This window comes from Streptomyces sp. NBC_00259, from assembly GCF_036181745.1.
Taxonomy (GTDB): domain Bacteria; phylum Actinomycetota; class Actinomycetes; order Streptomycetales; family Streptomycetaceae; genus Streptomyces; species Streptomyces pratisoli.
This window is the reverse complement of the sequence record NZ_CP108080.1, coordinates 6,331,853-6,357,384: the sequence shown is the minus strand read 5'-3', so window position 1 is coordinate 6,357,384 and position 25,532 is coordinate 6,331,853. Positions and strand designations below refer to the sequence as shown.

The 25,532-nt window shown below is 73.4% G+C and carries 18 protein-coding genes; 8 read left to right on the top strand and 10 right to left on the bottom strand.

Annotated features, from left to right (window positions below; translation table 11 throughout):
- Position 1 precedes the first annotated feature (1 nt).
- Positions 2-592 carry a (2Fe-2S)-binding protein gene (locus tag OG766_RS28565; RefSeq protein WP_266387424.1) on the bottom strand — a complete coding sequence of 197 codons (591 nt, stop codon included), beginning with the start codon at positions 590-592 and terminating at the stop codon, positions 2-4.
- Between the two features lie 2 nt (positions 593-594).
- Entirely contained in the window at positions 595-1,485 is an 891-nt protein-coding gene (locus OG766_RS28560; protein WP_266387427.1) for an FAD binding domain-containing protein, read from the bottom strand.
- Positions 1,486-1,770: 285 nt separating this feature from the next.
- On the opposite strand from OG766_RS28560, the gene OG766_RS28555 reads away from it, so the two are divergent.
- Both OG766_RS28555 and OG766_RS28550 read left to right on the top strand, forming a co-directional pair.
- Positions 1,771-3,489 carry a PucR family transcriptional regulator gene (locus tag OG766_RS28555; protein ID WP_266387430.1) on the top strand — a complete coding sequence of 573 codons (1,719 nt, stop codon included), beginning with the start codon at positions 1,771-1,773 and terminating at the stop codon, positions 3,487-3,489.
- Positions 3,490-3,716: 227 nt separating this feature from the next.
- Positions 3,717-4,481 carry a hypothetical protein gene (locus OG766_RS28550; protein ID WP_266387432.1) on the top strand — a complete coding sequence of 255 codons (765 nt, stop codon included), beginning with the start codon at positions 3,717-3,719 and terminating at the stop codon, positions 4,479-4,481.
- A 211-nt stretch (positions 4,482-4,692) separates the two neighbouring features.
- Here OG766_RS28550 and OG766_RS28545 read toward each other — a convergent pair whose 3' ends face one another.
- The gene (locus OG766_RS28545) at positions 4,693-6,102 is read right to left on the bottom strand and encodes a WD40 repeat domain-containing protein (protein ID WP_328726514.1); all 1,410 of its coding nucleotides are present in this window, start codon (positions 6,100-6,102) and stop codon (positions 4,693-4,695) included.
- A gap of 10 nt (positions 6,103-6,112) precedes the next feature.
- Positions 6,113-6,949, bottom strand: a complete 837-nt coding sequence (locus tag OG766_RS28540) for a GntR family transcriptional regulator (RefSeq protein ID WP_266387437.1) — start codon at positions 6,947-6,949, stop codon at positions 6,113-6,115.
- A 149-nt stretch (positions 6,950-7,098) separates the two neighbouring features.
- On the opposite strand from OG766_RS28540, the gene OG766_RS28535 reads away from it, so the two are divergent.
- Positions 7,099-7,968, top strand: coding sequence for a (2Fe-2S)-binding protein (locus tag OG766_RS28535; RefSeq protein ID WP_266387439.1), 870 nt, complete (start codon positions 7,099-7,101; stop codon positions 7,966-7,968).
- 218 nt (positions 7,969-8,186) lie between these two features.
- A complete protein-coding gene (locus tag OG766_RS28530; RefSeq protein ID WP_266387441.1) occupies positions 8,187-9,266 on the top strand; it encodes a DUF2637 domain-containing protein in 1,080 nt (359 codons plus the stop codon).
- 51 nt (positions 9,267-9,317) lie between these two features.
- Here the strand turns inward: OG766_RS28530 and OG766_RS28525 are convergent, their stop codons facing one another.
- From OG766_RS28525 to OG766_RS28510, 4 genes are all read right to left on the bottom strand, one after another.
- Positions 9,318-9,734 (bottom strand): ATP-binding protein, encoded by a 417-nt coding sequence (locus OG766_RS28525; protein WP_266387444.1) that lies wholly within the window; start codon positions 9,732-9,734, stop codon positions 9,318-9,320.
- A 117-nt stretch (positions 9,735-9,851) separates the two neighbouring features.
- Positions 9,852-11,594, bottom strand: a complete 1,743-nt coding sequence (locus OG766_RS28520) for a pyruvate dehydrogenase (RefSeq protein ID WP_328726513.1) — start codon at positions 11,592-11,594, stop codon at positions 9,852-9,854.
- Between the two features lie 41 nt (positions 11,595-11,635).
- Positions 11,636-13,114: a protein phosphatase 2C domain-containing protein gene (locus OG766_RS28515; RefSeq protein WP_328726512.1), complete on the bottom strand. Its 1,479-nt coding sequence runs from the start codon at positions 13,112-13,114 to the stop codon at positions 11,636-11,638.
- Between the two features lie 135 nt (positions 13,115-13,249).
- Complete coding sequence (locus OG766_RS28510) at positions 13,250-17,017, bottom strand: S8 family peptidase (protein WP_328726511.1); 3,768 nt, start codon at positions 17,015-17,017, stop codon at positions 13,250-13,252.
- A 199-nt stretch (positions 17,018-17,216) separates the two neighbouring features.
- On the opposite strand from OG766_RS28510, the gene OG766_RS28505 reads away from it, so the two are divergent.
- The 3 genes from OG766_RS28505 to OG766_RS28495 all read left to right on the top strand — a co-directional run bounded on the left by OG766_RS28505 (position 17,217) and on the right by OG766_RS28495 (position 21,566).
- Entirely contained in the window at positions 17,217-18,251 is a 1,035-nt protein-coding gene (locus OG766_RS28505; protein WP_266387454.1) for a helix-turn-helix transcriptional regulator, read from the top strand.
- Positions 18,252-18,720: 469 nt separating this feature from the next.
- Positions 18,721-21,087, top strand: a complete 2,367-nt coding sequence (locus tag OG766_RS28500) for a glycosyl hydrolase family 95 catalytic domain-containing protein (protein WP_266387457.1) — start codon at positions 18,721-18,723, stop codon at positions 21,085-21,087.
- 101 nt (positions 21,088-21,188) lie between these two features.
- On the top strand, positions 21,189-21,566 hold the full coding sequence (locus OG766_RS28495; RefSeq protein WP_266387460.1) for a PPOX class F420-dependent oxidoreductase: 378 nt from the start codon (positions 21,189-21,191) through the stop codon (positions 21,564-21,566).
- A gap of 32 nt (positions 21,567-21,598) precedes the next feature.
- Here the strand turns inward: OG766_RS28495 and OG766_RS28490 are convergent, their stop codons facing one another.
- Both OG766_RS28490 and rsgA read right to left on the bottom strand, forming a co-directional pair.
- Positions 21,599-23,032, bottom strand: a complete 1,434-nt coding sequence (locus OG766_RS28490; protein ID WP_328726510.1) for a DNA-3-methyladenine glycosylase 2 family protein — start codon at positions 23,030-23,032, stop codon at positions 21,599-21,601.
- A 165-nt stretch (positions 23,033-23,197) separates the two neighbouring features.
- Complete coding sequence (rsgA, locus tag OG766_RS28485; RefSeq protein ID WP_266387466.1) at positions 23,198-24,316, bottom strand: ribosome small subunit-dependent GTPase A; 1,119 nt, start codon at positions 24,314-24,316, stop codon at positions 23,198-23,200.
- Positions 24,317-24,693: 377 nt separating this feature from the next.
- Here rsgA and OG766_RS28480 point away from each other — a divergent pair, with 377 nt between their 5' ends.
- Positions 24,694-25,470, top strand: coding sequence for a VOC family protein (locus OG766_RS28480; RefSeq protein ID WP_266388786.1), 777 nt, complete (start codon positions 24,694-24,696; stop codon positions 25,468-25,470).
- Positions 25,471-25,532: the final 62 nt, after the last annotated feature.

Below are 25,532 nucleotides of genomic sequence, written 5' to 3'. Positions count from 1 at the left end.
GTCAGACCGCCTCTTCCTGACGGGCGGCCGCGAGGCGGACCGCGTCGAGGATCTTCTCGTAACCGGTGCAGCGGCAGAGGTTGCCGGACAGCGCCTCGCGGATGTCCGCGTCGGACGGGGAGGCGTTGTGCTCCAGCAGCTCGTCGGCGGCGACCAGCAGACCCGGGGTGCAGAAGCCGCACTGCACGGCGCCGGCGTCGATGAACGCCTGCTGGATCGGGGAGAGTTCGGTACCCTCGCCGGTCTGCGAGTCGGTGCCCTTGGCGGACCACTGCCGGGCCTCCTGGAGCGGGGTGCCGCAGGCGCCCGTGGCGCATCCGCCGTGCCCGTGCTCGGCGCGCTGCCTGGCGAAGTCCGCCAGGCCCTCGACGGTGACGACCTCGCGGCCCTCGACCTGGCCGGCGGCCACCAGACACGAACACACCGGCACGCCGTCGAGACGGACCGTGCAGGAGCCGCACTCGCCCTGCTCGCAGGCGTTCTTGGAACCGGGCAGGCCCAGGCGCTCGCGGAGCACGTACAGGAGGCTCTCGCCCTCCCAGACGTCGTCGGCTTCCTGCTTACGGCCGTTGACCGTGAAGTTGACTCGCATGATCAGGCAGCTCCTTCAAGCGTGCGGCCGGTGCCGCGGTACTGCTCCCAGGTCCAGCCGAGGGTGCGGCGGGCCATGATGCCGACCGCGTGACGGCGGTACCTGGCGGTGCCTCGGACGTCGTCGATCGGGTTGCAGGCGGCGGAGGCGAGATCCGCGAACTGCTTGGCGATCGAGGGGGTGATGATCTTGCCGCTGTCCCAGAAGCCGCCCTCCTCCAGCGCGGCGTTCAGGAACTCCTCGGCCGCCTTGGCGCGCACCGGGGTGGGCGCGGCCGAGCCGATGCCGGTCTTCACGGTGCGGGTCTCGGGGTGCAGGGCGATGCCGAAGGCGCACACCGCGATCACCATCGCGTTGCGGGTGCCGACCTTCGAGTACTGCTGGGGCCCGTCGGCCTTCTTGATGTGGATGGTCTTGATCAGCTCGTCCGGGGCGAGCGCGTTGCGCTTCACTCCGGTGTAGAACTCGTCGATCGGGATGAAGCGTGCGCCTCGTACCGACTCCACCTCGACCTCGGCGCCGGCGGCCAGCAGGGCCGGGTGGGCGTCACCGGCGGGGGACGCGGTGCCGAGGTTGCCGCCGACGCCGCCGCGGTTGCGGATCTGCGGGGAGGCGACGGTGTGCGAGGCGAGGGCCAGGCCGGGCAGCTCCGTGCGCAGGTTCTCCATGATCCGGGTGTACGGGACGGAGGCGCCCAGGCGGATGTTCTCCTCGCCGACTTCCCATTCGCTCAGCTCGGTGATCCGGTTCAGGTCCAGGAGGTACTCCGGCCGACGGTGGTCGAAGTTGATCTCGACCATGATGTCGGTGCCACCCGCGATGGGCACAGCGGTGGGGTGCTCTGCCTTGGCGGCGAGCGCCTCCTCCCAGCCGGCGGGGCGAAGGAAGTCCATGAGTGGCTCTCTTCTACGTGATTCGGTCGTTCACTGGGGCCCGGGGACGGCCGGCCCTGGCGGGGATGTTCATGTCCTGTTAACGCGGTGTGGCCCAAGTACACAAGCACCGCCCCGCCCGGTGCAGTCACCGAAAACATGAAGGAGTTGGCTGGTCGCCATCCTCGTCTTGTAGATTCGAACGAAAGGCGGGGGCCGGCAACCCCTTCTTATTCCTCCGGAAACCAACGGCACATCCCTCAGCACAGTCCAACGGCAACAACGAGACAGATCGGCGGCGACGAGATGCGGCTGCGCGCACTGCTGGAGACCGACGCGCTGGGACTGCGGCTGCTCGGCGGCGACGACGAGCTGGACCGCACCGTCCGTGGCGTGATGACGACCGACCTACGCGACCCGAGCCGCTATCTCTCGGGCGGTGAGCTCGTTCTCACCGGGCTCGCCTGGCGGCACAGCGCCGATGATTCCGAACCTTTTGTCCGTATTCTCGCAAGCGCGGGGGTCGCCGGGCTGGCGGCCGGCGAGGCGGAGCTCGGGGACGTTCCCGAGGACCTCGTGAAAGCGTGCGTACAGCACCGGCTGCCGCTGTTCGCGGTCAACGAGGACGTTGCGTTCGCGACGATCACCGAGCATGTGGTGCGTCAGGTGTCCGGCGAGCGGGCCGGGGACCTGGCCGCCGTCGTCGACCGGCACCGGCGGCTGATGACCTCCGGCCCGGCGGGCGGCGGCCCCGAGGTCGTCCTCGACCTCCTGGGCTCCGACCTGGACCTTCGCGCCTGGGTCCTGTCCCCCACCGGCCGGCAGATCGCGGGCGCCGGCGAGCCGCTGCCGGACGGCGTCAGTGCCGCACTGGCCGCGGAGCATCTGGCCGCGAGCCGTACCGGACGGCGCGGACCGCATCGCGCCACGGTGGAGGCCGCACCCGGCGTCACCTATTCGCTGTTCCCGATCCGGAACACGGGCCGTGGCGCGGCACCGGCGTCCCGCGACGTCCGGGAGACCGTGCTGTCGGACTGGCTGCTGGCCGTCGAGGCCGACGCCTCCGACTGGCCCGCCGCCCGGCTCGATCTGCTGCAGGGCGTCACCCAGCTGATCGCCGTCGAGCGGGACCGGCGGGAGGCGGCCCGTACGGTACGGCGCCGGCTCGCCCAGGAAGTGCTGGAGCTCGTCTCGGCGGGCGCGCCGCCGTCGGAGATCGCCGCCCGGCTCCGGGTCGCCGCGCCGGTGCTGGTGCCGGGCCTCGGCACGGCGCCGCACTGGCAGGTCGTCGTGGCGCGCGTCGAGTGGGAGCAGGAGGGCGGCACGGCCCCGGTCGAGGCCGGCCCCGTCACCCAGTCGCTGCTGGAGGAGATCCTGGTCGACCCGGCGGCGGCGGGCTCGGAATCCGCCGACCGCATCGCCGTGGCGCACACCGGGGACGAGGCGATCGCCCTGGTGCCGTTGCCCGCGGTCACCGTCACCGCCGACGCGGACCTGCTGGACAGCCCGCCGGGTGACACCGCCGACACCGGACTGCACGCGGACGCCCTGCTCGCCGCCGTCCGCGGCCCGCTGTCCGCGGGGCTCGACGGCGACGGCCGGCTCACCGTCGGCGTCAGCGCCGCCGTCCACTCGGCGGAGGGCCTGCGCGGCGCGCTGGAGGAGGCCCGGCACGCGCGCCGGGTCGCCGCGGCCCGCCCCGGCCGGGTGTGCGCGGCCGGCCACCACGAGCTCGCGTCGCACGTCCTGCTGCTGCCGTTCGTCCCCGACGACGTGCGCCGGGCCTTCACGGCACGGCTCCTGGACCCGCTGCGCGACTACGACCGCCGCCACCGTGCCGAGTTGATCCCGACGCTCGAGGCGTTCCTGGACTGCGACGGTTCGTGGACCCGCTGCGCCACCCGGCTCCATCTGCATGTGAACACGCTGCGGTACCGGGTGGGCCGGATCGAGCAGCTGACGGGCCGGGACCTGTCGCGGCTGGAGGACAAGCTGGACTTCTTCCTGGCCCTCAGGATGAGCTGAGCCGAACATCCGTCAAACGGCGTACGCACTTTCACCCGAACGGAAGGGAAATGACCGGCGGGCCCGGATCGCGCCGGAATCCCACCGGCGTGCGCCCGCCAAACCCCCGGCGATTGTGAATTGATTCACCAGAACCCTTGGCCCGGCAGGCTGATCCGTGCTGAGATTCCGTCTGAACTCAACAGCACAATGGCGCGCTTGGGGAGGGCAATGTGGCGCATACCGCCATGTCTGGTTCCGGAACCACTGCAGGTGACGATCCCCTCCAGACCGCGGTATGGCGGCTGCGCTCGCGTGGCTGTTGGACCGATGCGGCAGCCCTCCTCGCCCCTCACTCCGCATCCCCGGCGCTCACCCTGCAGCGCGCGACGCTCCTCGTCGAACGCTGTCTGTTCACCGGCAAGGGCTGGGCGGACGCGGAGGACGCCCTGCGCGCGGCGGAGGCGGTGGCGGGTGACGACGACGAGCGTGGTGCGGCCGCGTGTGAGCGCGGCCAACTCGCGTACGCCTCCACCGTGCTGAGCGTCCGTGACCGGGCCGACGAGGCCCGCGCCGCCCTCGGCCGGGCGGCGGCGCTGCTCGCCCCGGCCGCGCCCGGCCGGCCGCTCCTCGACTTCCGCCGCGGCCTGATCGCCGAGCATCTCGCCGATTCCCCGCAGGCCGCCCGCGCGGCCTACCGCCGCGCCCACGCCGGCGCCATCGCGCACGGCGACACCCTGCTGCTGTCGTTCACCTGGCGCCATCTCGCCGCTCTCGCCCTGCGCGACGGCGAACTCGCCGAAGCCCGGCACGGGTTCACCGAATCCCTCCGCATCCGCGAGGACCTCGGCTATCTGATCGGCACGGCCCCGGCCCTGGCCGCACTCGCGGACACCGAACCGGAGCCGGAGGCGAGCCGTCTGCGCGCCGAGGCGACCCGCCTCTTCCGGCTGCTCGGCGGCGTACCGACCTGGCTGGCAGAGCAGTTGGCACCACCGGCCCCGGCGGCCTGACGGGGCCGCTCCCCCGGCTCGTTCGCCCCGGAGACGGCGGCACCCGAAGCACACCGGGCGTACCGGGACGGGGGCCGTTCCCGGACGTCGTCGCCGGGGTGCTCGGCGCGATGACGCCGACGCGCGCCGCCGGTCTCTCGAGATGGCGGACCCCGTGCCGGGGGCGAGCAGTTGGGCGCGCCGGGGCGTCACGGGCAGTGTGATGCCGGGATCAGCGTGTGCACCGCGGAGTGGTCGTGGGGCGGGCCGTCAGGCGGATCAGGGTCTCGTCCGTGCCGATGACGACCGAGCGGTCCCCCGGCATCGCCACGGCGCGCACCGGTGGGCCCGGGCGGAAGGGCAGCGCCTCGTCCGTGTCGAGGCGGCGGAGTTCCACGAGTCCGTCGGCCCACGCGACCGCCAGCTCAGGTCCCCGGCCCGCGAGGGCGGTGACGGGGCAGTCCCGCTCCGCGAGCGGGGCGTGCTTCGGCGGGCCGCCCGGGGTCCAGAGGCGGACCGTGCCGTCCAGGCCGCCGCTGCAGACCAGCGGCGCGGGGCCGTCGACCACCGCCACGGCGGTGACCCGGCCGCGGTGGGCGGCGGCCTGGTGCACGCCGTCGTAGCCGAAGGCGTGCAGCGATCCGTGCCGGTCGCCGACCAGGACGAGACGGTGGGTGGCGGCCAGCGCCGTGCCCGGGTGCTTGCGCAGCGTGGCGGCGACCGCCTCCGTCAGGGCCGTGTCGCCGTGCGTGTGCAGGCGTCCCCGCTCGTCCAGCATCACCAGCGTCCCGTCGGGCAGCGGCGCGAGCGCCGTGATGCGGACGGGCATGGCGGCGGTGCCCGGCGCGGGTGTGGCGTCGGCGGGACGCAGGGAACGGATCGTGCCGCGCTGGTCGGCGACGAGCAGATGGTCCGACCAGCGGCCCGTGCCCTGGGCCAGCGCGGCCACGGGTCCGGGCCAGGGAGGGGTGACATCGCCCCGCACCCGGGTCCAGTCGACCTGCCACGGGGCGTCGGTGCCAAGGGCGTTCAGAGCGGGCCGCAGCCGTGGGTCCGCGTCGTCGCCGAGGGCGGTGAGCAGGACCAGGGCGCGCTCGGCCGCCGACTGATCGCGGATCAGGGACTGTCCGGCCCGGAACCAGGCCGTGCGCAGACCACCGTGGCCGGACGGCCCGTCCGGGTCGCCCGGGTCGTCCGCCGCGTGCTCGTACGCGGCCGTCACCCGCGAGGGATCCGCGGCGCACACCGCGCCGGGGTCGGCAAGATCCACCGGCCCGGCAACATCCGGACCCGCGTCATCCGGACCCGGGTCGTCCGGTCCGGCGTCATCCGGTCCCGGGTCGTCCGGTGCCGCGTCCTCCGTCCCGCCGTCGCCCGTCCCGCCGTCGCCCGTCCCGCCCTCGCTTCCCGTGACGAGCCGGATGTGGCCCAGGTCCCGTAGCGCGTGGACGAGTTCGGTGATCGCCGCGGGATCGTGGGCGGCGTCCAGGTCGGGCAGTACGACCACACTCGGGCGGGCGAGCGCCGTCAGGGCGCCGACCAGCTCGCCCGGGGTCCGCGCCACCACACCGAGCCGGTTGGCCAGGGTCCACACCGCGCCCCGCACGCTCTGGCCCGTGAGCGGGACGACCGCGTCCGGCAACGGCCCGGCCTCAGCGGTCCGCGCCGGTGAAGTGCTCCCGTACGAGGGAGTTCACCACGGCCAGGTCCTGCGCGATCAGCGCCTCCAGCAGCGCGGAGTGTTCGGCGGCGTCCGCCACCAGGTCCGCGCGGCGCATGGCGGGGGCACTCATCAGGGGCCACTGGGAGCGGCGGTGGAGGTCGTCGGCGACGGCGAGGAGCTGGTCGTTGCCCGCGAGCGAGAGGACCGCGCGATGGAAGGCGCGGTCCGACTCCGCGTAGCCGGCCCGGTCGCCGGTGGCCGCGGCGGCCGCGGTCGCCTCGGCCAGCGGGACCAGTTCGGCCCAGTGGGCGGCCGGAACGGTCCGGGCGAGGCGGAGCATCACCGGGACCTCGATGAGGGCACGGACCTCGGCGAGTTCGGCGAGTTCCCGGGGGCTGCGCACGATGACGCGGAAGCCGCGGTTCGGCATGGTCTCCACCGCGCCTTCGAGGGCGAGCTGCTGCATCGCCTCGCGCACGGGGGTGGCGGAGACGCCGAACCGTTCACCGAGGGCAGGGCCGGAGTAGACCTCGCCCGGCCGCAGCTCGCCGCTGACGAGGGCCGCGCGCAGGGCGTCCAGTATCTGGCCGCGTACGGAGTGGCGGCGGACGACGGCTCCGGGGGCGGGCGGCTCGCTGTGGGTGTGCTCGCCCCGGGCCTGCGCGCCGGGCGGCTGCTCCTCGCGCACTCGGGCGGCCGGCAGCTGCTCGTCGCGCGTCTGCCCCGGGATCGCGGCGGGAGCCGTCTCCGCCGGGGTCTGCCCGGGGACGCGGGCGGACGCGTACGGCTGTGCCGCGGCGGGGCCACGTGCTCTGCCCTGCTCCACTCGGGTCCCCCTCCGGCCGTGTACGGGACCCGGCTCGCTCGGTACGGGTCCTGCGTGCACGATAGGCGGACAAGGACACAGTTCAAACACGGATCGCATCGGGTAAGGTAAGGCTAACCTGCTAACGATCGCGATTCGGTGGTCCCCGCATGACGGTCCCCGCTGTCCTCACCAGCTCGCGGCCTGCCCTTCAGCCCGCCGCCGGCACCACGCCCGTCACGGACGCGTACGAGCGTCTGACGACGGCGTTTCCGGGTCTGCACGTCCAGGAGCTGGCGGACGGCGAGCAGGTGCCGCGCGGCGGCGGCTGGGTCGCGGCGGCGGATCTCGCGGCCGGAGGCCCCGCCCTGGACGCGTTCCTGGCGTGGGACAACGCACAGGTCCTGCGGGACTACGGGCAGCAGGCCCGGCCCGACGTCGTCGCCAGCTTCGGCCTCCACCGGTACGCGTGGCCGGCGTGCCTGCTGATCACGGTGCCGTGGTTCCTGGCCCGCCGGGTGCCCCGGGTCCCCGTCGAGGACGTCGCCGTCCAGCGGGCCCTCGGCCGGATGACGGTCCGTGTCCGCTCGTTCGCCTGCCTTCCCGGCGACCCTGCCGCACAGCTGCCCGGCGCCCGGGTCGTCCCGGACGAGGAGGCACTGCGCGCCGAGGTGCGCGACGCCCTCGCCGAGCACCTCGGACCGGTGCTCGACGGCTTCGGCCCGCGGATGCGGCGCGGCCGGCGCGCCCTGTGGGGCATGGCCACGGACGAGATCGTCGAGGGCCTCTGGTACATCGCGGACCAGCTCGGCGAGGAGCGGCGCGCGATGACGGAGCTGGCGGCACTGCTGCCCGGCACCACCAAGCCGTACGTCGGCACGGCCGGGTTCCGCGAGCTGACCGGTCCCGCCGGGGAGGCGCTGCCCACCCGCGACCGGGCCAGCTGCTGCCTCTTCTACACGCTGCGTCCCGAGGACACCTGCGGCACCTGTCCTCGTACGTGCGACGCCGACCGCGTCCAACGGCTCATCGCCACCTAGGCATCGCAGGCACGCAGGCACGCAGGACCTACGGAGCCCGGTGACGTAATCGAACTCAAATCCCGTTCCCTGTAGGCGCGTTCGAGTGAAACGCCCCTATTCGTAGGCGCTGCAGCGCCCTTGGGGTCCTCTTGCCGGGAAAGCCCCTGTGCGCAACGGGACTTCGGCCAGGATGGCGCGCGAAACGTCCACCGCGATGCAGATGCAAGGGACAGCGCATGAGACTGACCGACATATCGCTCGACTGGCTGCTTCCGGGCGGCGTGATGCTCGTGGGGGTCGTGGCGGCGGTGGCGGTGGTCGCGCGCGGCAGGCGCGCCGCCGGTGGCGGCGGTTCCGTGGCCGAGGACTCCTGGGAGCGCAGCGAGGAACGGCGCAGGCGCAAAGAGGCGGTCTACGGCACCGCGTCCTACCTCCTCCTCTTCTGCTGTGCCGCCGTCGCCGCGGCACTCTCCTTCCACGGCCTGGTCGGCTTCGGCCGGCAGAACCTGAACCTCTCCGGCGGCTGGGAGTACCTGGTCCCGTTCGGCCTGGACGGCGCCGCCATGTTCTGTTCGGTGCTCGCGGTGCGCGAGGCCAGTCACGGCGACGCCGCACTGGGCTCCCGCATACTGGTCTGGATGTTCGCCGGCGCGGCCGCCTGGTTCAACTGGGTCCACGCGCCCCGCGGTCTCGGCCACGACGGCGCCCCTCATTTCTTCGCGGGCATGTCGCTGTCGGCGGCCGTGCTCTTCGACCGCGCCCTGAAGCAGACCCGCCGGGCCGCGCTGCGCGAACAGGGCCTGGTGCCCCGTCCGCTGCCGCAGATCCGGGTCGTACGGTGGCTGCGCGCACCCCGCGAGACGTTCGGCGCCTGGTCGCTGATGCTGCTCGAAGGCGTACGCACGCTGGACGAGGCGGTCGAGGAGGTCCGCGAGGACCGGCGGGAGAAGGAGCAGGACCGGGTGCGCAGGCGCGACCACGAGAAGCTGGAGCGGGCCCGTATCCGGGCCATCAGCCGGCAGCACCGGGCCTGGGGGCTCGGTCGTGGCGGACGCCAGGTGGAGGTCACCACCGTGAGCGGGCCCGTGGCGGGCTCCGCCGCGGCCGTGGGGACCGCCGCGGAGCCCGCCACGGCGGATCCCGGCCAGGTGCCGTCGCGCGCCCGCCCCTCCCTTCAGGCCGTGAACAGCCTCCAGACCGTGAAGGGCACCGAGCCGGTCACCGTCGACCTCACCGCCGAGGACGACACCCAGGCGCTGCCGCGCCTCGACTCGCTGGAGCAGAAGCTCAAGCATCTGGAGCAGCAGTTCGGCTGACGTTCGGCCACGGCGGGCGGACAGGGCCCTCGGGGGGCTCACTCCCGCGGGTCAGGTCCGCCCGCCGTGCAGTTCGAACCACACCACTTTGCCGAGCCCGAGCGCACGCACTCCCCACGCGTCCGCGAGGCTCTGCACCAGGAGCAGTCCCCTGCCGTGTGTGCTCTCGTCGGGCGCTGCCGCCGCGGGCGGCTCGACCTCGCCTGTCGTGAAGTCCCGTACTTCCACCCGGAGTCCGGCCGGTGCGACCGTGGCCGTCACGACCGCGCCCTCGCCCGTGTGGACCAGGGCGTTGGTCACCAGCTCACTGGTCAGCAGCTCCGCCACCTCGGCCGAGCCCGGCTCGCCCCAGTGCCCGAGCAAGGCCCGCAGGGCGCTGCGCACTTCCGGTACCGCTCTGAGGTCCGCGCGCCGCACGCTGCGCCTCAACTGCGCGGCCCCGGACCCCTCCTGACGCCTCGCCATCATCCCCCACCGCACGTCGGAACGGTCCTTTCCGTCTCGTCGTCCCGCACCCGCTCGCACAGGTGCTCCCGAAATGCATGCCCCGCCGCCGTGCCGCCACGCCTGCCGGTGCACACTGAGTCACGGGCGCGGTACGTTCCGCAGGTTGGAGCGGGCCATCTGGACCATTCGGCCGACGCCGCCGTCCAGCACGATCTTGCTGGCGGAGAGCGCGAAGCCGGTCACCATCTCGGCCCTGATCCTCGGCGGGATGGACAGCGCGTTCGGGTCGGTGACCACGTCGACGAGCGCCGGGCCCTTGTGCGCGAAGGCGTCCTTGAGGGCGCCGGCGAGCTGCTTCGGCTTCTCCACGCGCACGCCGTAGGCGCCGGCGGCCCGGGCGATCGCGGAGAAGTCCGGGTTTCGGTTCGTGGTCCCGTGCGGCGGCAGGCCCGCGACCAGCATCTCCAGCTCCACCATGCTCAGGGAGGAGTTGTTGAAGAGCACGACCTTCACCGGCAGGTCGTACTGCACCAGGGTGAGGAAGTCCCCCATCAGCATGGCGAATCCGCCGTCGCCCGACATCGAGACGACCTGGCGGTCACGGGCGGTGAACTGCGCGCCGATGGCCTGGGGCAGGGCGTTGGCCATCGAGCCGTGGCTGAAGGAGCCGATGATGCGGCGCCGCCCGTTCGGGGTGATGTAGCGGGCCGCCCACACGTTGCACATGCCGGTGTCGACGGTGAACACGGCATCGTCGTCGGCGAGTTCGTCGAGGACGGAGGCGACGTACTCCGGATGGATGGGGGTGTGCTTCTCGACCCTGCGGGTGTAGGCCTTGATCACGCCTTCCAGCGCCTCGGCGTGCTTCTTCAGCATCCTGTCGAGGAAGCGCCGGTCGTTCTTGATCCGCACCCTCGGGGTGAGACAGCGCAGCGTCTCGCGCACATCGCCCCAGACGGCGAGGTCCAGCTTGGAGCGCCGGCCGAGGTTCTCCGGCCGGACGTCGACCTGGGCGATCCTGACGTCGTCGGGAAGGAAGGCGTTGTACGGGAAGTCCGTGCCGAGCAGGATCAGCAGATCGCACTCATGGGTGGCCTCGTACGCGGCGCCGTAGCCGAGCAGTCCGCTCATACCGACGTCGTAGGGGTTGTCGTACTGGATCCACTCCTTGCCGCGGAGCGCATGGCCGACGGGTGACTTGACGCGCTCCGCGAACTGCATGACCTCGTGGTGCGCGCCGGCGGTCCCGCTGCCGCAGAAGAGCGTGACACGCTCCGCCTCGTCGATCATCCGGGCCAGGGCGTCGATCTCCGTGTCGCCGGGGCGGACCGTGGGGCGGCTGGTCACGAGGGCGTGCTCGATGGACTTCTCCGGGGCCGGCCGGGAGGCGATGTCACCGGGGAGCGCGACGACGCTGACGCCGCTGCGGCCGATGGCCTGCTGGACGGCGGTCTGCAGCAGCCGCGGCATCTGCTGCGGGTTGGAGATCAGCTCGCTGTAGTGGCTGCACTCACGGAACAGCTGGTCGGGGTGGGTCTCCTGGAAGTAGCCGAGGCCGATCTCGGAGGAGGGGATGTGGGAGGCGAGGGCGAGGACCGGCGCCATGGAGCGGTGGGCGTCGTAGAGGCCGTTGATGAGGTGCAGATTGCCGGGCCCGCAGGAGCCCGCGCAGCCGGCGAGCCTGCCCGTGATCTGCGCCTCGGCACCGGCCGCGAAGGCCGCGGTCTCCTCGTGGCGTACCTGGATCCAGTCGATGGCGCCGTTGCGGCGGATGGCGTCGACGACGGGGTTGAGGCTGTCGCCGACGACTCCGTAGAGCCGCTGCACGCCCGCGCGTACGAGGATGTCGACGAACTGCTCTGCGACGTTCTGCTTGGCCATGGATCCATCTATCCACGGTCCGGGCGATCACGCCTGCGGGGTTACGCCTCCCAGACGGCGCAGGCCGTGCGGTCGTCGGCGTACCCCTTCACGCGGAGCTGGGTGTCGGCGAGATACGCGGCGAGACCGGGCGGCTCGGCGCCGGCCCAGCGCTGCGCGAGTTCGCCGGCGAGCGCGGGTTCGCCGCGCAGCGGCTCGGCGAGGCCGGTGCTGCACAGCAGGAGGGTGTCGCCCGGGCGGGCCACGGAGGCGCGGAAGCGGAAGGGCTCGACGGGTGGCGGGACGGGCGGGTCGATGTGCGGCGCGGGGGCCGTGGTGATGCCGAGGTCCATCGTGAGCCGGTCGCCGCCGGAGCTCTCGGTGGGCGGGGAGCCGTAGCCGACGACGGGCTCGCCGGCGGCGGAGTCCGGGACGGGCGGTTCGATGTCCTGCCAGCCGCCGTCGCGGAGCCGGAAGAGTCCGCCGGCGCCGACGCCGAAGAACACGCGGGTGCGGCAGGCCGGGTCGGCGGACAGCAGCAGGCAGCGCAGGTTCGCCGTGTACGTCTCGGGCGACAGGCCCAGTTCGGTGGCGCGGGCGCGGAGCTTGCCGAAGGAGCGGTCGGTGAGCCGGTGCAGCCCGGACTTGAGGTCGCCGCGGCGACCGCCCCTGATGTCGTCGGCGAGCCGCGCGTGGCTGCGGCCGACGGCGCCGGCGATCCAGCGGCAGGCGTCGGCCGCGGCGAGGTGGGCGCTCTCGGTGGCCCGCGCGCCGGTGGCCACGGCCACCATCACCAGCGCGCCCTCGCCGGCGCCGAAGCGTGCCGTGAGCAGCGCGTCGCGGCGGTGCTCGCCCCGGTAGCGCGCCGAGTCACCGCGCACGGACGCGGCCCGCAGCGTGAACGTGCCGTACCGGGCCCCGTCCAGCACGGTGTCCGCGACGAGTTCCTCCAGCTCCTGCGGCCGTGCGACGGGCAGTGCGGTGGGCTCGGCGTCATAGGTCGGCGGCCGGTCCCCGACGTACCCGGCCCGGGGCCGGGGCACGGCCACGCCCTGTGGAGGACGTCCCGCTGCCGGTCCGGCCGGCTTCGGCTCCGCACCGGACACAGCCGGCCGCCCGGCACCCGCATCACCAGGCTCCGGACCCGTGAGCCGCGGCCGCCCACCGGCACCGGTGCCGGCACCGGAACTGGCACCGGCGGCGGGCGGCACACCCGCCCCCGCCGCCGGGGAGCCCGCTTCGGGGAACGGGTGCGCAGCGCGCGGGGTGGTGCTCGGCGTCGCCGCGACGGGCCCCCCTCCCGCGGGCGGGGCGCCGTCCGGTCGTGGTGGGGCGCCGCCCTGTAGTGGGGACGGGTCCCACCAGGTGCCGGGGCCCTCGTCCGGCGGCGGTGGGGCGCCCACCGTGTCCGCCGCGGAGTCGAAGCGGTCGTCGAGCGTGTCGCCCGCCGCGGAGGCGGGGCCGGTGTCCGGGGCGGACTCGTCGTACAGCCGGTGCCACCAGTCGTCGCCGGCGGCGGGCTTCTCCCCCTGCTGACTCATGCCCGTATTTTCCACCGCACCGGGCGCACGAAAACGGAGCATTGCGAAAAATCAGTTCCGGATCGGTGCCCGGACATGAGTCCGCCGGGCGGCCCCACCCCCCACGGGAAGGACACCCGGCGGACGTTCGGGTGGTCAGCGCACGTCGTAGGCGCGCACCACTGTCTGGGTGACGGAGTTGCCGTTCGCGTCGGTGAGTTCGGTCCTGAGGGTCACGGGCGCGCCGCTCCTGCCGGCGTGGTCCACGCTCGCCGTCCAGGCGCCGCCCTGCCGTGACGTCCTCGCCTCGGTCCAGGTCGTGCCGCCGTCGTACGAGTAGGACAGCTTGGCCGAGACCAGCGCACCCGGGGTGTACCCCGCGTGCCCCGACACCCGGAGCGTGAGCTTCTGGCCGTCGGCCGCCGGGAGGGTCTTGAGCTCGTCCTCGGGAAGCCCGATCACCGGGAAGAGGACGGGGATGCCCTGAGAGTACGCGCTCTCGTCGCGTGCGGAACGGAACGTCCAGACCGTGGACACCTCCGTCGACCGCTTCCAGACCGCCGCGGGCTGCCCGACCTTCATGGTGTTCAGGGCGAGTTCGTACGCCGCGTCGTCCGCCGGCACCTGGAAGACCCCGAACGGGTAGGGCGAGTCGCCGATCTCCTCGCCGTCCCGCTTGAGCGTCATGTTGCCGATGTCGCCGAACGATCCGGCCTGGCCCGCGTGTTCGCCGTCGCCCCAGAACGCGGTCGCGACACCGATCAGATCGCCCTGTCGCTCGGCGACGAGGACCGGCTCGCCGGTGGCCGGGTCGCGCGGGGCGGCCGGTGCGACGACACCGCCGTACCACGACTCGCCGCGCCGCTGGCCGCTCTTGTACGTGTGCGGGGCGCCCTCCATGAACTCCCCCCAGGGGAAGCTGCTGGAGACCGTCTGCGCGTAGGTGGTGTCCCCGGCCGTGTGGTACTCGGTGCGCCTGCCCGGCGCGGAGACCACGTCGACGAGTCCGCCGAGGTAGATCCGCTGGCCGCTGCCGGGCCGCACCGCGGACACGCTGTCGAGGTAGTCGGCGGGTGTGCCCATCGCGCGGTACATGGCCTCGGTGGCGCCGAGCTTCGCGTCACGGACCCGGTAGGTGCGCTCGGAGGTGACCGGTCCGTCCTCCGGGAAGGCGAGGTTGTACACGTACGGGCTCTTCGCCGTGGCCTTCCAGCGCAGCGTGACCGGTCCGGCCGCGAGCCGCGTCAGCAGACCGGCGGCCTCGTCGGAGGGCACGGAGAGTGCGGGCAGCTGGGCGCCGAGGAAGCCCGCGGACGGGTACCAGGTGCCGGGCGCGGCGCGGTGGGCGATCAGCGCGACGGCGCCGGCGGCCTTGGCGTCCTGGGCCTGCCGGCCGACCACGGTGCTGTCGTCGGCGACCCGGACGAGGACGACACGGCCCTTGGCACCGGCGGCGGCGAGCTCCTCCGGCGTACCGGATCCGGCGTCCACGAGCCGCGCCGAGCCGCTGCCGTCGAGGTTCGCCGCGCCGAATCCGGAGGTCAGCGGGTGCAGCGCGGGGCCGCCGGTCACGGCGAGTTCAACGATCTGCGGGGCGTAGCGGCGCCAGTAGCTGCCGAACTCGAAGTCGCCGTCGGTGGCCCGTCCGTCGACGGAGGCGTAGTACCGCTGGATCTGGCGGCCGCCGGTGATCGTGCCGGCGTGCAGCCAGGTGTCGTCCCAGGAGCGGGCGAAGGCGAGGGTGCCGGCGCGGTTCTCGCCCGGCTTGTCGGTCTCCACCCGCAGCCGGTGGGCCTTGCGGGCGTCGAGGACGACCGTCGTGTCCTTCGTCAGCTCCAGTTGCGGGCGGCCGAGGTAGGTGACGCTGTCCTGTCCGTCGGCGGTGCCGGTGACGGCGGCGAAGGCGGAGAGGAAGTACGAGCCGGGGCGCAGCCGGTACACCTGGTCGGTGGCGCCGTCGTTGAAGCGGCGCTCACCGGTGGCGGTGTCGGTGCCGATGACGTCGAGGGACGACGCGCCGGCGGCGGGCCTGCCCGCGCGGTCGACGAGCTTGACGCGCAGGGTGACGGTCTCCGGTTCGACGTACAGCGAGAACGGGGTGGAGACCACGGCTGCGCCGCGCACGGTCGCGAGGATCCGGCCGGTGACGTCGCCGTACTGCGCGCGGTCGAGGCGGGCGGCGGGGTCCAGGGTCAGGGGGACCTCGACGGTCGCGCCGGCGGGGACGGTGACGGAGCGCGCGCCCAGCCGGGCGACGGTGGAGCGGATGCGTGAGCCGTCGTTGCCGGTGACCTTCTCGACGGAGAGGTCCAGCTTCACGGGCGCGGCCGCGTGGTTGGTGTAGGGCAGCGTGGCGGTGGCGCGGTCGCTGCTGTCCTGGGGCCAGTTGAAGGTGCCGCCCTGGACGGCGGGGGCGCCGGTGACGGTGGTGTCGAGGGCGGCCTTGACGTCGAGACGGCCCGCGCCGGTCTCGCGTACGTCGCCGGGGATCGTGGCCTTCGCCGACGACACGAGCGCGGCCTTGAGCTGCTGGGCGGTCCAGTCGGGATGGCGCTGCTTGAGTATGGCGGCGGCGCCCGCGACATGCGGGGTGGCCATCGACGTACCGGACATCGACCGGTACGCGTGGACGCCGCGGCCGCCCGCCGCGGCGGCGGAGATGTCGACGCCGGGCGCGGCGATCTCGGGCTTGAGGGTGTGCGAGACGATGGCCGGGCCGAGGCTGGAGAAGCTCGCGGTGGAGTCGTCGCGGTCCACGGCGCCGACGGTGAGGACACCGGGCGCGCAGCCGGGCGAGGAGACGGTGTTGAGCGCGGGGCCCGAGTTGCCGGCCGCGACGACGAACAAGGTGCCGTTGCTCTGGGAGAGTTGCTCGGCGGCGACGCTCATCGGGTCGGTGCAGTCGGTCGGGACCTGGCTGCCGAGGCTCATGGAGACGACGTCGGCCTTCTGGTCGACGGCCCACTGCATGCCGGCGATGATCCAGGACGTGGCGCCGCTGCCGTAGTCGTTGAGGACCTTGCCGTTGAGGAGTTCGGCGCCGGGGGCGACGCCCTTCTTCCTGCCGCCGCTCGCGGCGCCGGAGCCGCCGACGGTGGAGATGGTGTGGGTGCCGTGGCCCTGACGGTCGCCCGCGTCCGCGGAGTCGGTGAAGTTCTCCTGGGCGGTGATACGGCCCTTGAGGTCGGGGTGCTCGGCGTCCGCGCCGGTGTCGAGGACGGCGACCTTGGTGCCCTTGCCGTCGTAGCCGGCGGCCCATGCCTCGGGGGCGTGGACCTGCGCCGTCGAACGGTCGAGCGTGGCCCGCACCTTGCGGTCGAGCCAGAGCTTGGTCAGCCCGGCGGAGGCGCGGGAGCGGGGGCTCGTGACGTCGGCCCAGAATCCGGCGGCCTGCTTCTTGTCGGCCTTCAGCGCGACGCCGTCCACGGCGTCCAGGACGAGGGAGCGCTCGGCGCCGCGGGGCGTCGCCGGGGCGGAGCGGGCGACGTCGGTGCCGTAGACGGCGATCAGCGGCAGGGAGGTGCTGTGCGCGTCGTCGTAGCCCTGGCGGATCAGCCCGGTGACGTTGAACAGTTCCTGGTCGACCCGGCCGGCGGCGAGCGCGGCGGCCGCGCCCTCGGGGTAGACGTACAGGTCCTTGCCCGACTGGCGGGTCTGCAGCAGCGGTACGGAGCCGTCCTCGCGCGGCAGGGCCGCGGCGGCGGGGCTCGCCGTGCCGGCGCCGCGTACCACGACGCGGTCCCCGGTGACGAGCGTGACGGTGACGGACCGCGCCTCGGCGGCGGCCGCCGCCCGGCTGCCCGTCAGGGGTCTGCCGTCTGCCGCTCCGTCCCGCGGCCCGGCGGCCACGGACGGACCGACCGCGGTGGCGGCCAGGACGGCGGCGGTGGCCGCACCCATGACCGTGCGCATTGTCGGACGCATCGCTCTCCCCAGTTGATTCCGGACCACAGACAGGCAAATGCCGCATGTCCGGTGGCTATTGGTGCTGCGGTGGCGGCCACCTTCGCAGAGCGGAGGATGGTGCAGGGATGATGTGCGCGGCGGGTTTACGCCGTGGCCGGTTTCCGCCACGATCATGTCCGCCGTAGGGTGAATCACCAGGTCCGGGGAGGGGTCAGGGGTGCTGGGAGCGATAGGTCTCGACGCGAGACAGGAGTCGGCGTACCGCGCACTGGTGGCGCTCGGCGCCGCGGAGGTCACCGATCTGGCGCACCGACTCGCGCTCGCGGAACCGGAGACCGAGCGGGCGCTGCGCGTGCTGGAACAGCACGGGCTGGCCGCGCAGTCGTCCGCCAGGGCGGGCCGCTGGGTGGCGGCTCCGCCCGGTGTCGCCCTGGGCGCGCTGCTCACCCAGCACCGTCATGAGCTGGAGCAGGCGGAGCTGGCGGCGGCGCTGCTCGCCGAGGAGTACCGGGCGGAGTCCACGGAACCGGCGGTGCACGACCTGGTCGAGGTGGTCACCGGCGCGAGCGCGGTGGCGCACCGCTTTCTGCAGCTCCAGCTGGGCGCGACGGACGAGGTGTGCGCGCTGGTCAACGGGAAGCCGGTGGCGGTGTCGGGGATGGACAACGAGGCGGAGGAGACGGCGGCCCGGCGGGGGGTGGCGTACCGCATCGTCATCGAGCGCGAGGTGCTGACGCTGCCGACCGGGGTCACCGAGGTCGCGGCCTCGCTCGGCCGCGACGAGCTGGTCCGCGTCGTGGACCGGGTGCCGACCAAACTCGTCGTCGCGGACCGGACGCTGGCGATGGTCCCGCTGAGCGGGCGGGGCTCGGAACCGGCGGCGCTGGTGGTGCACGCGAGCGGACTGCTGGAATCGCTGATGGGACTGTTCGAGGCGGTGTGGCGGGAGGCACTGCCCCTGCGACTGGGTGCGGGCGCCGCGGTGAGCGAGGAGGAGGCGCCGGGCCCGGACTCCGCGGATCTGGAGATCCTCTCGCTGCTGCTGGCGGGGATGACGGACGCGAGCGTGGCCAAGCAACTGGATCTCGGGCTGCGGACCGTGCAGCGACGGGTGAAGGGGCTGATGGAACTGACGGGTGTGACGACCCGGCTGCAGCTCGGATGGCACGCGTACGAGAAGGGCTGGGTGGCCCGCTCCACACCCGGGGCCCGCGCCACGACACCTGGCGGCGGCCCGCGGAACGACCCGTGACGCGGGGGCGCGTGCGGTAGCCCGCGGGGCACACCGGAAGGCGCTCGAGGCCCGGCGCGATGGACGCAGCCGGGTGCGCGCGGCAGGGCAGCCAGCGGCGGCCCACGGAACGACCCGTGACACGAAGGCACGTACGGTAGCCCGCAGGGCACACCGGAAAGCGCACGCGACAGGCGCGGGAGAAGTGCGCGCGGCACGGCAGTCGGCGGTAGCCGGCTACGGAACGGCCCCGTGACACGAGGCGGAGGCCGGCAGGTCCGAGTCCCGCACTCGTAGGCGCACGGCGCCCGCCCCGGCGCGGTCGGGGCCCCGCGCGCGAGGGCCGTGAGGCAACTCGCCCTGGTCTGGCCAGCGTTGACCCGGCTTCAGCCCCAACGGCGAACTGACTCCACAACACATCGGATCTCTCCCCCTCTCTTGACGCCCAACTCCCCCTTCCCTACCTTCCGTCAGGGAATAGCTCCGATGTATGGGAGATGACGTCATGGTCAACCCGTCCAGAAGATCCGTTCTCGCCGGCGGTACGGCGGCCGCGGCCGGCGCCGCGCTCGTCGGGCCCGGCATCGCGTCCGCACCGGCGCGGGCCGCGGAGCCCCTGGCCGACGGCGGCGCGCAGGGCGCCGCGGCCGCCGGGCCCCGTGAGGACATCTGGCGCACGGTCCTGGACGACGCCGACCTCGTCTGGCAGCGGATGCCGACGACCTGGTACGAAGGCCCGTACCTCGGCAACGGCCTGCTCGGCTCCGGGATCTACGCCGAACCCGGCGCGGCGACGAAAGCCGTACGCTTCAACGTCCAGCACTCCGAAGTACAGGACCAGCGGCCCGAGTTCGGTTCCCTCTTCGGTCTCGCACGGCTGCCCATCGGGCACTTCACCCTCGAACCCGTCGGCACCATCACCGGAATCGACTGCCGGCTCGGCCTGCGCGACGCCGAACTGACCGGCACTCTCACCACCACCGCCGGCACACTGCGGCTGCGCGCCTTCGTCCACACCTCCGCCCCGGTGCTCACCGTGGAGATCGAACCGAGCGCGGGTGAGCGGGACTTCCGCTGGGTCTTCCATCCGGCCGAGGCGATCAGCCCGCGCGCCGCGTTCCACCCGCGGCCCGACGGCTACCAGGGCAATCCCCCGGCCGTGATCGAGCGGCACGGCGAACTGACCGCCGCCGTACAGCCGTTGCTCGCGGGCGGGCAGCACGTCACGGCCTGGGGCGAGACCACCCGTGGCGAGCGGCGCACCCTGTACGTGTCCGTCGCGCACTCCTTCCCCCGGCCGACGGCGCGCGAGCGGGCGCTGAAGTCCGTACGGGGCGCGTCGGCGGTGCCGTACGACGTCCTCGCGCTGCCGCACCGCGGCTGGTGGCAGCGCTACTACCGCAGGAGTTTCCTGTCGCTGCCGGACGCACGGCTGCAGCGGTTCTACTGGATCCAGCTGTACAAGGCGGCGTCCGCGGCCCGGCGCGACGCGCCCGTGATGGCGACGTGCGGCCCCTGGCTGGAGCCCACCCCGTGGCCCGCCACCTGGTGGAACCTCAACGTCCAGCTGGAGTACTGGCTGATCCACGGCTCGAACCATCTCGAACTCGACGCCGTCACCCGGGCGCTCGGCGAGTACCGGGACCAGCTGACCGCCGAAGTGGCCCCCGCCTACCGCGGCGACTGTGCCGGTGTCCCGCGCACCACCGACATCCGTCTGCGCAACGGCCCGAACACCCCCACGAGCAACGGCTACGGCGTCGGCATCCCCGGCCGGAACCCGCCCACCCCGGAGGTCGGCAATCTCGTCTGGGCCCTGCACAACGTCTGGCTGTCCTACCGCCACACCATGGACCGGACGGTCCTGCGCGACACCCTCTTCCCGCTGCTGCGCAAGGCCGTCAACTACTACCTGCGCTTCCTCACCCCGGGCGCGGACGGCAAGCTCCACCTGCCGGCGACGTTCTCGCCCGAGTACGGCGTGGACGCACCGGACTGCAACTACGACCTGATGCTGCTGCGCTGGGGCTGCCGCACCCTCCTCGACTCGGCGCGCGAACTGGGCGTCGAGGACCCGCTGTCCGGCCGCTGGGAGGAGGTGCTCGCGAAGCTGGTTCCCTACCCGGTGGACGCCAACGGCTACATGATCGGCGCCGGGGTCCCCTTCGCGAAGTCCCACCGTCACTACTCCCATCTCCTCGCGGTCTACCCGCTGTACGAGATCACGGGCCGCACGGCCGAGGAGCGGGCGCTGATCGAGACGTCACTGAACCACTGGGTGAGCTTCGAAGGGGCGCTGCAGGGCTACACGTTCACGGGCGCCGCGTCGATGTCGGCGCTGCTCGGCAAGGGCGAGGACGCGCTCGGGTACCTGGGCGAGCTGATGCGCCGCTTCATCCGGCCGAACACGATGTACAAGGAGTCCGGTCCGGTCATCGAGACACCGCTGTCGGCGGCCCAGTCGGTGCACGACATGGTCTGCCAGTCCTGGGGCGACGTCATCCGCGTCTTCCCCGCGGTCCCGGACGCCTGGCGGGACCTGACGGTCCACGACTTCCGCACCCAGGGCGCGTTCCTGCTGAGCGCGGTGCGCCAGGACGGCGTGACCCGGTGGGTGCGGCTGGTCAGCGAGGCGGGCGAGCCGTGCGTCGTACGCCATGGGATCGAGGGCCCGGTCGACGTACGGGACGGTCGGGGGCGCCTCCTGCGGTACGAGGACGCGGGTGAGGGGACCGTGCGCATCGCGCTGCGCCGTGGCGACTCGGCGCTGATCACCGCGCGCGGCGACCGCCCGGATCCGGTCGTCCGGCCGGTCACGCCGAACGCGCCGGCAGCGCCCTGGGGCCTGCCGGCGTGAGTGCGGCCGCGGTGGTCCGTCCTCGGTCCTACGTCCTGTCCCGGCCCGGTGCGGGACCCGCGCCCGATGCGGGGGCGGCGTACGGGCGTGATGCTGGCCGTATGACCGAATTCAGCGAGGCGGAGCGCGCGTATCTGAGGACACAGAGGCTCGGGCGGATGGCGACCGTCGACCCCGAGGGCCGCCCCCAGGCCAACCCGGTCGGCTTCTTCCCGCAGGACGACGGCACGATCCTGATCGGCGGGCTGGCCATGGGGAAGACGAAGAAGTGGCGCAATCTGCGGGCGAACCCGAAGGTCGCGCTCGTCGTCGACGACATCGTGAGCGAGCGGCCGTGGCGGGTGCGCGGGGTCGACATCCGGGGGGAGGCGGAACTGCTCACCGGGCCGCACGCGCTGGGGCCGCACTTCAGCGAGGAGGTCATCCGCATCCATCCGCGGAAGATCCACAGCTGGGGTCTGGAGGAGCCCTCTCCCTAGAAGAGGAGGCGCCTCTGCCGGGGGACGGCCGGTCAGTGGCCGGCGGCTTCGAGATGGCGGACGGCGTACGAGCGCCACGGCCGCCAGGCCTCGTCGCCGGACACGGAGCCGGCCACGGAGCCGGCCACGGCGTCAGGCCCGGAGTCAGGCCCGGAGTCGGGCCCGCCGTCAGGCTCGGCATCAGGCTCGGCGTCGGGCTCGCCGTCCGGGGCGACGTCCGGGTCGCCGAGGGCGCGCATCCGGATGAGCGCGGCGGTCCGGGGGGACACGCCGGGCACGGCGAGCAGGGCGCGCTCGGCCTCGTCGCGGTCGGCGCCGGGGTCGAGCCGTACCCGCCCGTCGGCGAGCGCGGCCGCGAGCGGCCCGGCGACGGGATGGTCCGTCAGCGTCTGCGGTTCGGGGAAGAGATGGGTGAGCCCGCCGCTGGGCCGGTCCAGGATCTTGCCGTACGTCTCGACCAGCCGCGCGGACTCCTCGGCACCGACGAGCGTCCGGATCGCGAACTCCTCGGGCTCGGCGGTACCGGGTGAACGCAGCCCGGGGCGGGCGGCGACGAGCGGCGCGAGCGCCGGGTCGGCGGACAGGCGCTCTGTCACGGCGTACGGGTCGGCGTCCAGGTCGAACAGGCGGCGCAGCCGCTGGACGGCGGTGGTCAGATCGCGCAGATCGGCCGGATGGATCCGGGCCTCCAGCCACGGCCCGGCCGACCGCTCGTCCACGGCGGCGATCCCGGATCCGTGCGGCAGCCGCAGCGTGCGGCGGTACGTACGCGCGCCGGGCGCGCCGACGACCTCCTCGACACGGTCCGTGGCCTCCCGCGCGAGCAGGTCGAAGACCTCCCGGGCCGCGTACGGGCCGCGGTGGGCGAGCCGCAGCGGGATCGCGGGGGCGCTCGCGGCGCGCTTCGTCCCGGCCTCGGCGCGCAGTTCGCTCGGCGTACGGGCGTAGATCTGCCGGATCGTGTCGTTGAACTGCCGCACGCTGGCGAAGCCGGACGCGAACGCGATCTCGGTGACCGGCAGCCCGGTCGTCTGCAGCAGCACCCGCGCCGTGTGCGACCGCTGGGCCCGGGCGAGCGCGACGGGCCCGGCCCCCAGCTCCGCGTTCAGCTGCCGCTGGACCTGCCGGGCGCTGTAGCCGAGCCGCTCCGCGAGCCCCGGCACGCCTTCGCGGTCCACGACCCCGTCGCCGATCATCCGTACGGCCCGGCCGACGACGTCGGCCCGTACGTTCCACTCGGCCGACCCGGGCACGGCGTCCGGCCTGCACCGCCGGCAGGCCCGGAAACCATGCCCCTGAGCGGCCGCCGCGGTCGGGAAGAACCGGACGTTCTCCCGCTTGGGCGTCACGGCCGGGCAGCTGGGGCGGCAGTAGATCCCGGTCGTCCGGACGGCGAAGAAGAACTCTCCGTCGAACCGGGCGTCGCGGCTGCTGACGGCTTCGTACCTGGTGTCCTCGTCCCTCACACGTCCAGTGTCCGCCCGCGCCCGGCATGGTTCCGGCGGATTTCGGACACCGTGCCCGACCGGGCGCCCGTGGGCCTCCCAGCCATCGCCGGCGGGACCGGAGAGTCCGGTCCCGCCGGCAACGGCGGCGTGGCGTCCCCGGGGGCGGGAGCCCCCGGGCAGACGTCAGCGCACGCGGCCGCGCTTGGCCTGGGCCGCCGCACGGCCCTCGGCGTGCTTCTGCTTCCAGTCGCGGCGGATCTCCGCGCGCAGGCGGGCGTCGGTCTTCGCGACGATGCGCTGGTTCTCGCGCAGGAGCTTGCGATAGCTGTCCAGACGGCGCTCGGGCAGCGAGCCGTCCGCGACGGCGGCGAGGACGGCACAGCCGGGCTCCGCCTCATGGGCGCAGTCGTGAAAGCGACAGTCCCCGGCCAGGTCCTCGATCTCCGAGAAGACCTGCCCGACGCCGCTCCCGGCGTCGAAGAGCCCGACCCCGCGCAGACCGGGTGTGTCGATCAGGACGCCGCCGCCGGGGAGCACGAGCAGGTTGCGGGTCGTCGTGGTGTGGCGGCCCTTGCCGTCGACCTCGCGCGCCGCCTGCACCTCCATGGCGTCCTCGCCGAGCAGCGTGTTCGCCAGCGTGGACTTTCCGGCACCGGAGACGCCGAGCAGCACGCTCGTACCGCCGGCCACGACCGCGGCGAGCACGTCCGTGCCCTCACCGGTCAGCGAGCTGACCGGCAGCACCGGCACACCGGGCGCCACGGTCTCCACGTCCTGGACGAGATACGACCGCCCGGTCACGTCCGGCACCAGGTCCGCCTTGGTGAGCACGACGAGCGGCTGCGCGCCGCTCTCCCAGGCCAGCGCCAGGAACCGCTCGATCCGCCCGAGGTCGAGTTCACCGGCGAGCGAGACCGCGATGATCACGTGGTCGACGTTGGCGGCGAGGATCTGGCCCTCGGACCGCTGCGAGGAGGTGGAGCGTACGAACGCGGTACGCCGCGGCAGATACGTCCGCACATAGCGCGGGCTGCCGGCCGCGTCGACGGCCGCCCAGTCCCCGGTGCAGATCACCCGGAGCGGATCGTGGGGCGTCACGAACGCCGTGTCGGCGCGGACGGTCCCCGCCGCGGTGACGACGTCGCACTGCCCGCGGTCGACCCGTACGACCCGCCCGGGCACGAGGCCCTGCTCGGCGTGTGGTGCGAACGCGGCGGCGAGCGCCTCGTCCCAGCCGTACGGCGCGAGCGGATGTGACGGCGAAGCAGAAGAAGCCGAAGAAGAGAAGGAAGAGGAAGACAAGGGGAACCCTTCACACGGGTGGCCCCGGCGCACGCACACCGGCGTGCGAGGAAAGGAAGGTCAGCCGGAGACCACGGAAATGGGAACGAAGATCTTCTGGTTCTGGGCGGCGCCCATCGCAATGACCGTCATCAACGTCCTCACCTCCGGTTCCACTTCTGGCTCTGCGCCACGGGGTCTCTTCACCGCGGCGACGCCACCTTAACCCGCGACCGCGCTCGCGCCAACGTGTTTTCCGCACCGTCGGGCTGTGCCGTCGCATCGGTCGCCAGGCGTGCGGTGGCGACGGTCCTGATTCTGTTGAAGGGTGTGAGGGAGTGGCTTCCGGCCCCGGGATGTGAATGAGGTGAGCGGCCTTGGCGGCCACAGCGTGTGGGGTGCAGGGCACGCCCTGCTGGGTGAGCCTGACGACACAGGACATGAACGCCGCCCAGGACTTCTACGGTGAGGTGTTGGGCTGGGAGTTCGAGCCCGGCCTCCAGGGACAGGGTTATGTCGTCGCCCACGCCGACGGGGAACCGGTCGCGGGCCTGGTGGAGTCCACGCAGTCCATGGGTGTCCGGCTGCCCGTCGCCTGGACGGCGTACTTCGTCGCGGACAGCGCGGACGCGGTGGCCTCACGCGTACGGGAGCGCGGTGGCACCGTCGCCGTGGGGCCGATCGCGTTCGGCCGGGGACGGATGGCATGGGCCGCCGACCCGGTGGACGCGGCGTTCTGCATCTGGGAGGGGCCGGTGGACGCCGGATGGTACGCGGGGCGCGGAAGCGGCGCCGCGGCATGGCTGGAGCTCCATACGAGGGACCCGTTCGCCTCCGCCCTGTTCTACGGCGAGGTGTTCGAATGGGACGCCCAGGGGCCCGAGGTCATCGATGTGCGCTACGAACACGACCGGGTGATCCTGCGGGCGGGCGGGCGCACCGTGGCCGGCCTGTACGGCGGCGTTCAGCAGTCACCGGATCCCGCCATTCGGCCCAAGTGGCACGTCCACTTCTGCCGCACCGACGTCGATGCCGCGGCCGCCCGGGCCGCCGCCGCGCACGGCACGGTCGTCACTCCCCCGCACGACTCGGCGCTCGGGCGGACGGCGACGCTGCGTGACCCCGAGGGCGGTCTGTTCCATCTGTCGTCCGCCGAGGAAGACGCTCCCAGTTGACTTGGAGCGCACTCGAAGATCCATCATCCCTCTCGGCAGTGTCGAGCGGCTCATCGTCGACG